Consider the following 12,940-nt stretch of genomic DNA (forward strand, 5'->3'; position numbering starts at 1 on the left):
CAACTTTACAAAAAATATAAAAATGTCTGAACATACAAATAATTCAAATCAAGAGTCAGCAATTAGTGTGAGGGCGATGGATATTATTACTTCTATCGGGTTCCTCGCTATTGGCTTGACAGTAATGATTGGCAGCCTAAAGCTGGGTGCTAGCTGGGGTTCTGATGGCCCTGAGGCAGGATATTTCCCGTTCTACATCAGTTTGATTATTCTCCTTTCAAGCACAGTCACACTTTATCAAGCTGCCATTGTTAACAAGAAAAAGAAAACAGAATCTTTTGTTGATAGCGAGCCTTTAAAGCAAGTGATGGCCGTACTTTTGCCAGCAATCGTCTTTGTGTTGGGCGTGCAATTGATTGGCATTTATGTTTCCGCTGCTCTATACATTGCAATATTTATGGTGTGGTTAGGGAAATATCCAATTTGGAAGGCTGTTGCTGTGGCTGTAGGTGTGAGCGCCGCCCTCTACCTTATGTTCGAGTACTGGTTCCAAGTTCCATTGCCACACGGATCTTGGTTTAACCCACTTGAGTTCTTGGGTGTACGTTAAAAAATAATAACTATTAAAAAAGATTAAAAAAGGAGTTCAAGTTGGAAGAAATTAGCGCTCTATTCAACGGCTTTGCCGTTGCAATGACACCCTTTAACTTGCTGTTAATGTTGGTAGGTGTAACGCTTGGCGTGATCATCGGCGTGTTACCAGGTTTGGGTGGTGCAAACGGTATTGCGATTTTGCTGCCGTTGACATTTACAATGCCACCAACTTCCGCAATCATCATGCTCTCCTGTATTTACTGGGGTGCGTTGTTTGGCGGAGCGATTACATCGGTGCTTTTTAATATTCCTGGTGAGCCGTGGTCCGTTGCGACAACCTTTGATGGTTATCCAATGGCCCGTAATGGTAAAGCTGGTGAAGCATTGACCGCAGCCTTCACATCTTCATTTGTGGGCGCTTTCTTTGCGATCGTGATGATTACCTTCTTGGCGCCATTGGTTGCGAAGTTTGCACTCCAATTTGGTCCACCAGAGTTCTTCTCGGTCTACCTGCTTACCTTCTGTAGTTTTGTGGGTATGAACAAGGGATCACCATTCAAGACCATCTCAGCAATGATGTTGGGCTTCGCATTGGCTACTGTTGGTATGGATACCGTTACTGGCCAATTGCGCTTGACATTCGGCAACCCAGAATTGATGCGCGGCTTTGACTTCTTGATCGCTGTGATCGGTTTGTTCGGTATCGGTGAGATTCTCCTGTCTATGGAAGAGGGCTTGGCGTTCCAAGGTGCGGCAGCGAAGATTCGCGGCAAAGTGGTTTGGGAAACTTGGAAACAATTGCCTAAGTACTGGGCCACCTCATTACGCAGCTGCTTAATTGGTTGCTGGATGGGTATTACTCCAGGTGGTGCAACACCTGCATCTTTCATGGCTTACGGCGTTGCTAAGCGTGTTTCTAAAGAGGGCGACAAGTTCGGTACCGGTAAGATGGAGGGTATCGTAGCTCCAGAAACTGCAGCCCACGCTGCTGGTACTGCAGCGCTTCTCCCAATGTTGTCCCTCGGTATTCCAGGCTCACCAACAGCAGCGGTATTGCTCGGTGGCTTGTTGATCTGGGGTTTGCAACCTGGTCCTTTGCTTTTCGTAGAGAAGCCAGACTTTGTTTGGGGCTTGATCGCTAGTATGTACTTAGGTAACTTGGCTGGCTTGTTTGTGGTTCTCACTTGCGTGCCATTGTTTGCCTCCATCTTGAGGATTCCGTTCTCAATCATTGCGCCAGTCATTATTGTGATTTGTGCAGTGGGTGCATACACCGTTCACAACGCGATGTTTGACGTGTGGTTGATGTTGGGCTTCGGTATTTTGGGTTATCTCTTTAAGAAATTAGATTACCCAATGGCGCCAATGGTCTTGGCCTTGGTGCTGGGTGACCGTGCTGAAGATTCTTTCCGCCAATCTATGTTGTTGTCTCAAGGAAGCTTGGATATTTTCTTCTCCAACTACTTGGTAGGCTTTATTACTACTCTTGCATTGGTTCTCCTCTTCTGGCCATTGATTGGCAAGTTGATTGGCAAGAAAAAGGCAGTAGCATAAAGAAACCCGCTAGAAATAGCGATTTCAAAGGGAAAAGGGGCATCAGCCCCTTTTTTCATGCCAAAAACAAGAGAAGCGCAAAAGAAATACAAAATTCCGATAAAATCCCACCATAATGTATTTCCATAAAAACCGCCTCATTCACTGGATTGCAGCTGCAGCCATTGCAATGAGTGCGCTTGCGCCCGCCGTTTCTCAAGCAGTATCGCTTGCTAAACACGGCCAAGGTTTTGCGATGGAGATTTGTTCGGTTGATGGCAGTAAGATTCAGATTCAAGTGCAAGGCGATGAGCAAGAGGTGGCGGAACAAGCTCAGCCATGTCCTTATTGTGTTGCTCAAAACAGCATCACCCCAGCATTCAATACGAACCTTACATTCCAAGCACCGCAAACATTGGCTTTGCTGCCAGCACTTTTCTATCAATCACCCAAGCCACTCGCTGTTTGGGTAACTCCTCCTTCAGCAGCACCTCCCACACAAGCCTAAATCTTTTTTAGGGCATAGCGTCTAGCTATGTAATTGGCAGCTATAAGTTGCTGTGTATTTGTGTTGAGTTAAAAATGAAGTTGAAAAAATTAGTAGTTGCAATGGGTATCTCATTGCTTATTCCCGAGGTTTATTCTGCAGAGCCTTCTATGCCACCCGTTCTTGTATCGGGTTGGCATGATAATTTGGACTCTAATAGCCCGAAAAATCCTTTTAGAACTGCACCAAGTAGCGAATCCCATGTAGAGGTGATTACAAGGGAACAAATTGAAGAGCTGCATGCCACTAATATTTTTGAGGTAATGAACACTGCATCTGGTGTTGTAAGTACTCTCGGCAGTAGAAAAGGTGGATTTGGTGGATTGATGATTCGTGGCGACTCAAATTTTCGCTGGATTGTTGATGGGGCCTATTTGCAGCCGGATATGGCATCTAGAATTTTGGCCGCCCTCCCAGTATTTTCAATTCAAGAAATTAAAATCGTACGGGGATCTAGTTCATTGACCTTAGGTCCTATGGTGGGTTCAGCCACTGCAAGTGGTGCACCAGTTGATGGATTTGTTGTGGTTGAAACTAGAAAGCCTAGAAAAGATGAGGTTCAGTTAAGGGGTTCGGCCGGGACATATAACACTTATCAAGCTGATCTTTGGGGTGGAAAAGTGATGACCGATCAGGATTTAAAGGCTTATGTTGCTGGCTTGGTCTTTAAAAATAGCACCGATGGCCCAAATGAAACGGTTTATAACTCTCTGACATATAACGCTGGAAGTCAAACCGGTGGAGGGCTTATTAAAGGAGGTATGCAAGCTTACGGGCTTAATATTGATGTGATGGGGTATGTAGCCCGCGGCACTTCGCAAATTCAAAACTATAACAAGAGTTTTTCCTCCACAACAGCACCTGGCAATTGGAATGTAAATCCTTCAGATAATGATTTATTTATCCTGAATGCAACAAAATCCTGGGATGAAACTAATACAACCTTGGCAAGCATCTCAGGAAATACGAGTTATCAAAACCTTAACACACCAAAGACATTGGCTGCTCCGGCGGCATCATATAGCAATAACAATGAAAATAATTTTATGAATTTAAAGCATGTTTTTGCTAAAGATACTTATAGGGTTACCTTGGGGGCTGATTATTTGCATTGGAATAACCCAACTGGGATGAATTATTACGAAGGAGTTCAACGCGAGGAAAGTACCACAGGTTTATTTACGCAGTTAGAAAAGTCCTTTTTGGATAAGGATTTAAATTTTGACGTTAGTTATCGACAAGATCAAGTTAAGGTACAGCATGGTCTTGACTCATACTTTGGTGGTCAAGCGGGTCAAAGAAATGCATCGCTGCAGTATTCAAATAGGACATTGAATCCTGCAAAGTTCTACACTCTAGGCGCTCAGTATCGAGTAATGCCTGAGACGAAAGTGAACGCAAGATACGGCGGCGCAAATCAATCCCCTCAAAATGTGACACCGATGCCTGGAGTGACACTTGGAAATGATCAACAAACCAAAATTGAATTTGGTGTTGAGCAAAAAGTATCACCCCTATTAAATCCTGCAGTCAATTATTTCTCTAGGCAGGTTACAAATGAAAAAATATTGGGTGGCTATAATAGATTATCAGGTACACCAGTAAGAAATTGCTCGTTGCCCGAATCTTCTGTGATTGGTCAAACAACCGGAATATATGCGGCATGTTATAACCAAAGTGATACCAATCGAAGCGGTATTGAATATTCAACCCAAGGCGTGTTTGCTGAGAGAAGTAATTACCGCGCAAGTTGGACAAATTTCACTACGCTTAGTGGAGCATATACAAGTCTGATTACTCCAAGAAATATTGGGGATTTTACGTTTGCTCATGGCATTGATAAGTTCACTATAACTGGTAGCGTTAAGTATGTTGCTCAATACTATGGAATTACTGCTACCTCAACAGTTCCAACAGTCAAAATTGGAAATTTCACAAATTTTGATGCGGGAATCAGTTACGACATGCTGGTAGATTCAGTTGCCCTTACCACCACTTTGTATGGAAAAAATTTGTCAAATATTAAATACCAAACCACAACCGGCATTCAGGACTGGGGTCGGGTATTTGGTGTTGAAGTAATAGCGAGATTTCAATAATGAAAAACAAAAATCCTTGGACAATGCGCCGTGCCCACTTCTGGGTTGGGACTATTCTTGCTTTGCCATTCCTGTTGATGGCGCTTAGTGGCATCTTTATATCCATGAGAAGTGTTACTAATATCAAGGTTCCGTTAAGTTGGTCTGGCGCTGAAAAAGTTCCTGAGCGCCTCCCTGTAATGGCTTATCTAGAGATTAGTAATGAGATAGCATGGATAGGAAACGCCCAAGGACTGCATAAGGTAAGCAATGGAAATGCCGAAGAAGTTACTCATTTTTCAGGTCAAGAAATCATGTTTCTTGCGGCTTTGCCAAATAAACCATTGCCACTAGTGGCAACAAGAATGGCAGTATGGTCACCCACTTCCAATGGGGAGTGGAAACCATTAATTCGTGGCAGAGTAAGGCAGCTTTCGTCCTTACCCGATGGTAGGGTGCTTGCAATTGCTGGTGGTAGAGGAGAGATGGCGGACGGCAAGCCCATGGCAACCTTTGATGGAATGCATTGGGAGCCTTACATGCCAGTGATGAAAGCAAATCGCGATCTTCCTGCGCTTGAAAATCCTAAGATTGCACTTCACCAGTGGATGCGTGAATTGCATTCAGGCGCTTACTTTTGGGGCAAAGGGGTTGGAGAGATGATATGGAGCAATATCTTGGGTTGGGTACTGGCAATCCTCGTGTTAACGGGCTTATGGATGTGGATTAAGACCCTTAAGCGGAATGGGTAAGTGAAAATGATCTGTTTAATCATACTAAGCTCAATTGTTGGGTGCCTAGCCTTGGGTTTATTTGCTTATGGCATATTTACCTTGATTATTAGTGCAAGAGTCCGCCAAACAACTCGTATGAAAATCATTGAACCACTCTCTTTGTCTATTAATGGCGAAAATCTCCCAATTGAGGAGGGCGTGCTTCTAAATACGCTTTGGGCTCATTTGCCTGATGCGGATTGTAAGGAGGGTGAGTGCGGTGGTTGTCGTGTAAAGCTATTAAAGGGTGATATTGAATGGGTAAGAAATCCCATTTACCAATTGACGGATACAACCCATATCTTGCCCTGTAGTTGTAGGGCCAAAACATCCCTGGTTTGTGAGTCAGTAGCTTAATATATCTATTTTTATTTGGATCAAAGTCATAATTTTGTAACAATAAAACTCCTTATCTACTCTTAAAAATTGTGAATTAGATTAGATTGATTCTTAATCAGAAATTAAATACTTATGCTAATACGAATATTTAAATTCTTATTATTTTTATTGTCTTTAATTCTTTATGCTTGTGCAAATCAGCCAGGTACTTGGGTTAAAAGTGATGTTGCGCCACTCCAATTTAATCAAGACAACTACGCCTGTCTTCAGGAGTCTCAGCAACCCTATGGATACAGTCAAGGTGGTTTTGGCTGGGGGTATGGTTGGGGTCCTGGGTGGAGTGGATATAACGGTTATTCGGGGGTGCAAACCAATCAAGAGCTTTACTCGGCCTGTATGAAGGCTCGTGGCTACAGCTGGCAGCCAGATAAAGCCCTCAGCCAGTAAGCTCTATTTGTATATTTGGATTGTATTTCAAAAGAATTGATGATTCAGTCGGTATTGGGAGTTGAGTATTTGATGTAAGTCAAATAGGTGATGAGTATTACCGAGAAAATTATTCGTTAAATTTAACAGGGAGTAGGATATGTTCATCAAGACTTTGAAATCAGTGTTAATCGCTTTATTAGCCGCTTTGTCACTCTCAGCTTTTGCTGGTGCGAACGATCCTTTATTTATTAATTTATCAACTGATGAAACGCATCGTTCAACGATGGCTATTAATTTTGGCAAGCATCATTCTGCAAATGGTCATCCATTGAGCATTTTCTTGAATGACAAAGCAGTAATTTTAGGTGTGAAGGCTGGCTCAGAAAAGTTTGCTGACCAGCAAAAAGAATTATCCGAAATAATTGCTAAAGGCGGTCTCGTGATTATGTGTCCAATGTGCTTAAAACAAGCTGGTTATTCAGAATCTGATTTGATTGCTGGCGTGAAGCTCGGAAGCCCTAAGGTTACAGGTGACGCTTTATTCAAAGACGGCACTAAGACAATGAGTTGGTAATTAGAAATGTTTGATTTCTGAAAATGTATTTAATTAAGCACCGCAAACTCATCCACTGGATAGCCGCTCTGGCTATCTTGCTGGGTGCGCTTGCGCCTGCTGTTTCACAGGCTTTATCTTTGGCCAGCAATGGTCAAGGATTTGTCGTTGAGATTTGCACTACCAGCGGCACTAAGATGACTCAGGTCATCGTGGATGAAGATTCGTCTCCATCTGCTGTCATGGCTGGTCACTGCCCATACTGCGTGGTTCAGCCGATTTATTTGTTGCCTGACATTAGTGCGTTTGAGTTTGTGGCTCCTCAAAGCTACGCCACTCAATCGCTATCTACTTATCAACCCCCGCAGATTCTATCTGCTTGGGTTACGCTACCCTCGAGAGCGCCTCCTACTGACTCTTAACTCACTTTGTATGCATGGCTTTGCCATGTTGTTGGGCAAGAAAACTTGCCTTTGATTTGAGGTTGAAATTGGAGGTTTTAATGTACGCCATTATTGAACGCCCAGAGAATGGGGCTACAGCAAAACAAATTATTACCAAGCTTTCCCAAGAGGTGCTACTGCCGGCGGAGCGGATAGAGGGGCATTACTGTGATAATCGCTTTCCATCACGCAAGCCTATTGATCGCTACTCTTGTGTAGAGTTGATTCGGTATATCTGGATCAATCAATCATCTAGGAGAGCATTTGTGGTCAAGCTCCCAAAGGATTTGCCTACTGATAATGCCTTTATCCAGGGCTTTAATGATCACTATCTAGGATATGTCCCCCAAAAGCTGGGTAGGGCACACTTAAAAGAATTGGCTGTCCTTTATAAGAAGATAAATGATATTGAGAAATATAAACGTCAATTAGGTACAGGTATCTTTGCTTTGATGGGTACTGCTGGCATGAGTGCTTTCTCTAAAAGGGAGCTGAGCAGCTTGTTATCAGAGCAAGCCAAATCCCTCAGACCGGTTTATGCCATGATTGAGGAACGCTTGGAAGTCTTAAAGAGTGAGTTAGCTAGTAAGAAAGGCATTTTTCAACGTGGTAACTCGCATAGCTATTACGACAGGCTGGCAGCATGAGTAAATGGTTTAGAAAGTTACCCGGTTATCAAGTCTACGAGCCGGATCTTGAGCGCAAGGTCTTGCACGAGCTTCCTCAATTTATCGTATTTGGAAGTTTGGCCTTAGCTCTGCCAAGCTTGCTCTCAAGGCTATTGCTGTCTACTAAGGCGCAAAGAATTATTGATATTTTGGTAATTAGTACGGAAATCTTCTTCTTAGCCTTGGTGCTGACCTTGGCTATTGCAGCATTTATTGTGATGCTATCTAAGGGGCCTGCTTATGTGGCTGATGCATATCCTTTAATAGACTCTGATAAACCATCGAAATAGTGATTTTTCTAAGATCGATTTAAAGTAGGACAATGTAATTTAGTAGATATTTGGCTCAATAAGAATCAGAATTTGTATTTAACTAAGGGGAGTAAGAATGAAAAGTAATACTTTATTAAAAGCATTGTTGATCTCAGCAATCGGCTTTGGTTTTGGTGGCTTTGCAAATGCACAAAACGCTAAAGTTGGTAGCGTACAAATTGAAAATGCTTATACGCGTGCTACTGTTCCTGGACAGCAAGTTGCAGGTGGCTTTATGAAGATTGAAAACAAAGGTGCTGCTGATCAATTGGTATCCGCAAGCTCACCAGTTGCTGGTGAAGTGCAATTGCACGAAATGGCGATGGATGGCAATGTTATGAAAATGCGTCAGGTTAAAGATATCGCTGTGCCTGCTGGCGGTGCTGTGGAATTAAAGCCAGGTGGCTTGCATCTCATGTTCATGAACATCAAGGCGCCATTAACCGCTGGTGAAACTGTTCCAGTCAAACTCAAATTCGCTAAAGCAGGTGAAGTTGAAGTGAAGATGCCTGTAAATGCGATGGGTGCAGGCGCAGGTCATGGCGGAGCTATGAAGCACTAAGATTTAGATTCAGCAGCAATGCTGAGGTAATAAAAAAGCCCCTAGTTTTACTTAGGGGCTTTTTCTTTGGTGTAGCAACTTAGATTTTTAAATCCAAGTCCGTCACCGCACCTTTGCTAGCGCTGCTCGCCAAACTTGCATATTTAGCCAATAAGCCGCGGGTATAACGTGGCTTAGGCTGTTTCCAGGCTGCGCGACGCTTTGCAATCTCGGCTTCATCTACATTAAGTTGAATCAGCAATTTGTGAGCATCGATTGTTACTGAGTCACCTTCATTGATGAGGGCAATCGTGCCGCCCACATAAGCTTCAGGAGCTACGTGGCCAACTACCATGCCCCATGTGCCACCAGAGAAACGGCCATCGGTAATAAGACCTACAGACTCGCCTAAACCTTGGCCAACGAGGGCAGATGTGGGGGCGAGCATTTCACGCATACCGGGACCGCCTTTAGGGCCTTCGTAACGAATGACAACCACGTCACCATCTTTGATCTTCTGCGCCATGATGGCTGCCATAGCATCATCTTCGGAATCAAAGACGCGTGCTGGACCAGTGATGGACGGGTTCTTCAATCCGGTAATCTTAGCAACGCAACCCTCGGGAGAGATATTTCCTTTGAGAATTGCCAAGTGACCTTGTTTATACAAAGGATTATCTAAGGTGCGAATGACTTTCTGATCAGCGCGAGGGACTGATGGCACATCTTTCAATGTTTCAGCAATGGTTTTACCAGTGATTGTCATGCAATCGCCGTGAAGCAATCCTCCATCGAGCAAAATCTTCATCACTTGTGGAATACCACCGGCTTGATGCAAATCAGTAGCTAAGTAAGTGCCAGATGGTTTCATATCCACGATTACTGGAACGCGCTTACGAATGCGTTCGAAGTCATCAATGGTCCAGTCGATTTCAGCAGCGCTAGTAATGGCCAAGAAATGCAATACCGCATTGGTAGAGCCACCAACAGCCATGATGACACTTACAGCGTTCTCAATAGACTTTTTAGTGATGATGTCGCGTGGACGCAGGTTATTTTTGACTGCTTCAACTAAAACACGCGCTGATTCAGCTGCGCTGGCAACCTTTTCAGCATCAACGTTAGCCATCGTAGAAGAGTAGGGAAGGCTCATGCCCAGTGCTTCAAATGAAGAACTCATGGTGTTCGCTGTATACATGCCACCACAGGAGCCGCTGCCCGGACAAGCGTGCTGCTCAACGCCTTTTAAATCTTCCTCACTGAGTCGGCCAGAGGTAAATTCGCCAACTGCTTCAAATGCAGAAACAATATTGAGCTCTTTGCCTTTGTAATGGCCTGGCTTAATAGTGCCGCCATAAACATAAATACCAGGAACGTTGGTGCGAGCTAAAGCCATCATGCCACCTGGCATATTTTTATCGCAACCACCAATCACAACTACACCGTCTTGCCAAAGGCCATTGACACAAACTTCAATACTGTCGGCAATGACTTCGCGTGAGACGAGGGAGTATTTCATACCCTCAGTACCCATACCGATACCATCAGAAACTGTTGGCGTACCAAACAATTGTGCTTTTGCACCTGCTGCTTCGAGAGCTTCAACCGCAGCATCAGCTAATTTTTGCAAGCCACTATTGCAAGGAGTAATGGTGGAATGCCCATTCGCAACGCCAACCATAGGCTTTACGAAATCCTTTTCTTCGTAACCCATTGCGTAATACATCGAACGATTAGGTGCGCGAGCAACCCCTTCGGTGACCATGCGCGAGCGTTCATTAAGGCGTTTCATGCTTATTACTCCAGAAAAGGTTTGTGTCGAAAGGCTCTATTGTGCCGTGAGATCGATTTGAGGGTCCTGCCGGGGGTGGCACGTTCCCAAATTGTTGCAATGCAGTATAAATATGTCAATGAAATCATTGATTTAGGCCTAAATATTAGCTTGATAGCTAATAGCTTACTGAAAAGCACTGCAGTACATTAGCTCAACTATTACTTTTTCCTTTGAATTCAATGACTAAAGTCGGCCACATATACTTAATTGATGATGATGAATCCATGCGCATTTCTCTCTCCAGAATGCTGCGGGAACTTGGCTACTTAGTTGAAGACTATGCCTCTGCAACCCAGTTTCTAGAGAAGTCTGTGCCTGTATCCCCAGCAGTCATTCTGCTAGATATGCAGATGCCTGATATGACAGGCTTAGATTTGCAGGACAGGCTTCTCAAGTTCGGACGCAAGACCCCTATCATCTTTGTTAGCGGCCAAAGCCACCCCCATCAAATTGTTCAGGGACTCAAGAAGGGGGCGGTCGATTTCTTATTTAAGCCATTTAACCTTGAAGAGCTTTTAAAAGCGGTTGCAGAAGCAATTGACTTTGACAGTCGCCAGCTTAAGCGCGTTTCTTTAGATGTTGAGGCTAAAAAGGATTATGAAAGCCTGACCCCGAGAGAGCGTGAAGTGTGTGGATGGCTTGTAAAGGGCCTTTTAAACAAGGATATTGCGGTAAAACTAGGAACAACCGATGCCACGATTAAGGTTCACAAGGCAAGAGTGATGGATAAAATGCATGCCGATTCAGTTCAGGTTTTAGTGAAGAAATATCTCGAGTCCAATCTTGAAAACCACCCTTTAAATAATTAGCTTGGCAGCTAATTACCCTTGCACCATTTTGGTATTAGTATCAATCTTGTTACTTCCATATAAGGTAGTTGCCGCGTAGTGAATAAATCAGAAAAACTTCCAGAGATTCGTAAAGAAGCTTTTACTAAGGCTAGAGAAAGCCTTGGTCTAAGCACGAAGGATTTATCTGGAATGGCTTGCCTATCTGCTCGTCAAATTGAGCAGATTGAGAATGGTGAGAGTAGTAGTTTTTATGGTGCTCAAATTAAATTCACGGCAGCAAAAAAAGTTGCTGGTTTATTAAAACTCACCCCAGAAGAAGCATTTGATTTTTCTGGAGTAGCGCAACCCATTAAACCAGTTGAAGTGGAAGAAAAATTGCAGGAGGAGACAAAAGCCTCTGCAGTAGAAAAAAATGCAAAGCCTGAAAAGTCAAAAGAATCTATAGAAGAGAAAGATGCCACTCCGCTAGCCAAAGCTGCAGAGTCTAAAACCGAAAAGAATGATGCGAAAAAAATAACGCCAAGCGTTGTTGATTACAGCGTGAAGTCAAAAGCATCCGTAGATCCAAAAAAGAAAATCATTCTGTTGTTAGCAATTGCTGCAGCCGTAATTTTTTCCTTGGTCAACTTACGTCCGCTCTTCTTCCCTGAGTCAGTCAAAGAAGAGGTGGTTCTTGTTCAAGAAGTTGCACCAGAGACGCCGCCAGCAAGCGTGCCTGCTGAGCAAGCGCCAGCCGCCCAACCTGCAGCTGCTGTTCCTGCTCCTGCTCCGTCTACTCAGTCTGTTGCTGCAGTCGTTACAGCTGAGTGCCCACTTGCCGATGCTTCGGCTCTCAATTACAAACCAGACGCACCTAAAAAGGCGGGTGACATGGTGTATTTGCAATCCAAGACAGCGCAAACGGTTTGTGTGGTAGATGCTGCCGGTAAAACTCAAAACAAAATGCTTGAGCCTGGAGTTGGGGCTAGCGTCTATGGCAAGCCACCATTCAAGGTCTTAACGGGCGGCTTGAATCAAATAGATTTGTATTACCAAGGTGCAAAGGTGCGCACTGGCAATACGAGCAGCAAGACCATTATTTTGGAGCCAGCTGAGATTGTTCAGTCTGTCGTTCCAGCAACTTCCACAGATTCTCAATTACGTTAATCCAAATAAAAACAGCGGCTAATTAAGCCGCTGTTTTGAGTAAAGCATTAAAGCGATCGTTAAACTGCTGCGTTATCGGTTTCACCGGTACGAATGCGAATTACTTGTTCAACTGCAGTAACGAAAATCTTGCCGTCACCAATTTTGCCAGTACGAGCGGCTTTAGTAATGGCTTCGATAGCAGCGTCTACGCGGTCATCAGCAACTACAGCTTCTACTTTTACCTTCGGCAGAAAGTCGACTACATATTCAGCGCCACGATAGAGTTCAGTATGACCTTTCTGACGGCCAAAACCCTTAACCTCAGTTACTGTCAGGCCTGTAACGCCTACTTCAGCCAAAGATTCACGGACTTCGTCGAGCTTGAACGGCTTAATGATGGATGTAATTAATTTCATTTATTCCCCCTAATGCAGTAAT

At 43.9% G+C, this 12,940-nt stretch carries 16 protein-coding genes; 14 read left to right on the forward strand and 2 right to left on the reverse strand.

What is annotated here, in order from left to right; all coding sequences use genetic code 11:
- Nucleotides 1–22 precede the first annotated feature (22 nt).
- The 12 genes from ICE93_RS06125 to ICE93_RS06180 all read left to right on the forward strand — a co-directional run bounded on the left by ICE93_RS06125 (nt 23) and on the right by ICE93_RS06180 (nt 8,770).
- A complete protein-coding gene (locus tag ICE93_RS06125; protein ID WP_216186547.1) occupies nt 23–550 on the forward strand; it encodes a tripartite tricarboxylate transporter TctB family protein in 528 nt (175 codons plus the stop codon).
- 41 nt (nt 551–591) lie between these two features.
- The gene (locus tag ICE93_RS06130) at nt 592–2,088 is read left to right on the forward strand and encodes a tripartite tricarboxylate transporter permease (protein WP_216186549.1); all 1,497 of its coding nucleotides are present in this window, start codon (nt 592–594) and stop codon (nt 2,086–2,088) included.
- Between the two features lie 115 nt (nt 2,089–2,203).
- The gene (locus ICE93_RS06135) at nt 2,204–2,575 is read left to right on the forward strand and encodes a DUF2946 family protein (RefSeq protein ID WP_216186552.1); all 372 of its coding nucleotides are present in this window, start codon (nt 2,204–2,206) and stop codon (nt 2,573–2,575) included.
- A gap of 80 nt (nt 2,576–2,655) precedes the next feature.
- Complete coding sequence (locus tag ICE93_RS06140; RefSeq protein WP_216186554.1) at nt 2,656–4,713, forward strand: TonB-dependent receptor plug domain-containing protein; 2,058 nt, start codon at nt 2,656–2,658, stop codon at nt 4,711–4,713.
- Nucleotides 4,713–5,444, forward strand: coding sequence for a PepSY domain-containing protein (locus ICE93_RS06145; protein ID WP_216186556.1), 732 nt, complete (start codon nt 4,713–4,715; stop codon nt 5,442–5,444). Before ICE93_RS06140 ends, ICE93_RS06145 begins: the two co-directional genes overlap by 1 nt.
- A 117-nt stretch (nt 5,445–5,561) precedes the next feature.
- Complete coding sequence (locus ICE93_RS06150) at nt 5,562–5,822, forward strand: 2Fe-2S iron-sulfur cluster-binding protein (protein WP_216186557.1); 261 nt, start codon at nt 5,562–5,564, stop codon at nt 5,820–5,822.
- 150 nt (nt 5,823–5,972) lie between these two features.
- Nucleotides 5,973–6,251 (forward strand): hypothetical protein, encoded by a 279-nt coding sequence (locus ICE93_RS06155; RefSeq protein WP_216186559.1) that lies wholly within the window; start codon nt 5,973–5,975, stop codon nt 6,249–6,251.
- A gap of 139 nt (nt 6,252–6,390) precedes the next feature.
- Nucleotides 6,391–6,807: a DsrE family protein gene (locus ICE93_RS06160; RefSeq protein ID WP_216186561.1), complete on the forward strand. Its 417-nt coding sequence runs from the start codon at nt 6,391–6,393 to the stop codon at nt 6,805–6,807.
- Nucleotides 6,808–6,830: 23 nt separating this feature from the next.
- A complete protein-coding gene (locus tag ICE93_RS06165; RefSeq protein ID WP_216186563.1) occupies nt 6,831–7,208 on the forward strand; it encodes a DUF2946 family protein in 378 nt (125 codons plus the stop codon).
- Nucleotides 7,209–7,288: 80 nt separating this feature from the next.
- Nucleotides 7,289–7,876: a hypothetical protein gene (locus tag ICE93_RS06170; RefSeq protein ID WP_216186565.1), complete on the forward strand. Its 588-nt coding sequence runs from the start codon at nt 7,289–7,291 to the stop codon at nt 7,874–7,876.
- Nucleotides 7,873–8,187: a hypothetical protein gene (locus ICE93_RS06175; protein ID WP_216186567.1), complete on the forward strand. Its 315-nt coding sequence runs from the start codon at nt 7,873–7,875 to the stop codon at nt 8,185–8,187. Before ICE93_RS06170 ends, ICE93_RS06175 begins: the two co-directional genes overlap by 4 nt.
- Before the next feature lie 97 nt (nt 8,188–8,284).
- Complete coding sequence (locus ICE93_RS06180; RefSeq protein ID WP_216186569.1) at nt 8,285–8,770, forward strand: copper chaperone PCu(A)C; 486 nt, start codon at nt 8,285–8,287, stop codon at nt 8,768–8,770.
- A 79-nt stretch (nt 8,771–8,849) separates the two neighbouring features.
- On the opposite strand, the gene ilvD is transcribed toward ICE93_RS06180, so the two are convergent.
- Nucleotides 8,850–10,541, reverse strand: a complete 1,692-nt coding sequence (gene ilvD, locus ICE93_RS06185; protein WP_216186571.1) for a dihydroxy-acid dehydratase — start codon at nt 10,539–10,541, stop codon at nt 8,850–8,852.
- Nucleotides 10,542–10,762: 221 nt separating this feature from the next.
- On the opposite strand from ilvD, the gene ICE93_RS06190 reads away from it, so the two are divergent.
- Nucleotides 10,763–11,392 (forward strand): response regulator transcription factor, encoded by a 630-nt coding sequence (locus tag ICE93_RS06190; RefSeq protein ID WP_216186573.1) that lies wholly within the window; start codon nt 10,763–10,765, stop codon nt 11,390–11,392.
- Between the two features lie 78 nt (nt 11,393–11,470).
- Nucleotides 11,471–12,520 carry a RodZ family helix-turn-helix domain-containing protein gene (locus tag ICE93_RS06195; RefSeq protein WP_216186574.1) on the forward strand — a complete coding sequence of 350 codons (1,050 nt, stop codon included), beginning with the start codon at nt 11,471–11,473 and terminating at the stop codon, nt 12,518–12,520.
- A gap of 59 nt (nt 12,521–12,579) precedes the next feature.
- Here the strand turns inward: ICE93_RS06195 and glnK are convergent, their stop codons facing one another.
- Nucleotides 12,580–12,918 (reverse strand): P-II family nitrogen regulator, encoded by a 339-nt coding sequence (glnK, locus tag ICE93_RS06200; protein WP_215359446.1) that lies wholly within the window; start codon nt 12,916–12,918, stop codon nt 12,580–12,582.
- Nucleotides 12,919–12,940: the final 22 nt, after the last annotated feature.

The organism is Polynucleobacter sp. MWH-HuK1 (genome assembly GCF_018881815.1).
Classification (GTDB): domain Bacteria; phylum Pseudomonadota; class Gammaproteobacteria; order Burkholderiales; family Burkholderiaceae; genus Polynucleobacter.

Coding starts and splice junctions, on each gene's coding strand:
- ICE93_RS06125 (WP_216186547.1), top strand. CDS start 23: ATGTCTGAACATACAAATAATTCAAATCAAGAGTCAGCAATTAGTGTG.
- ICE93_RS06135 (WP_216186552.1), top strand. CDS start 2,204: ATGTATTTCCATAAAAACCGCCTCATTCACTGGATTGCAGCTGCAGCC.
- ICE93_RS06145 (WP_216186556.1), top strand. CDS start 4,713: ATGAAAAACAAAAATCCTTGGACAATGCGCCGTGCCCACTTCTGGGTT.
- ICE93_RS06150 (WP_216186557.1), top strand. CDS start 5,562: ATGAAAATCATTGAACCACTCTCTTTGTCTATTAATGGCGAAAATCTC.
- ICE93_RS06160 (WP_216186561.1), top strand. CDS start 6,391: ATGTTCATCAAGACTTTGAAATCAGTGTTAATCGCTTTATTAGCCGCT.
- ICE93_RS06165 (WP_216186563.1), top strand. CDS start 6,831: ATGTATTTAATTAAGCACCGCAAACTCATCCACTGGATAGCCGCTCTG.
- ICE93_RS06170 (WP_216186565.1), top strand. CDS start 7,289: ATGTACGCCATTATTGAACGCCCAGAGAATGGGGCTACAGCAAAACAA.
- ICE93_RS06175 (WP_216186567.1), top strand. CDS start 7,873: ATGAGTAAATGGTTTAGAAAGTTACCCGGTTATCAAGTCTACGAGCCG.
- ICE93_RS06180 (WP_216186569.1), top strand. CDS start 8,285: ATGAAAAGTAATACTTTATTAAAAGCATTGTTGATCTCAGCAATCGGC.
- ilvD (WP_216186571.1), bottom strand. CDS start 10,541: ATGAAACGCCTTAATGAACGCTCGCGCATGGTCACCGAAGGGGTTGCT.
- ICE93_RS06190 (WP_216186573.1), top strand. CDS start 10,763: ATGACTAAAGTCGGCCACATATACTTAATTGATGATGATGAATCCATG.
- glnK (WP_215359446.1), bottom strand. CDS start 12,918: ATGAAATTAATTACATCCATCATTAAGCCGTTCAAGCTCGACGAAGTC.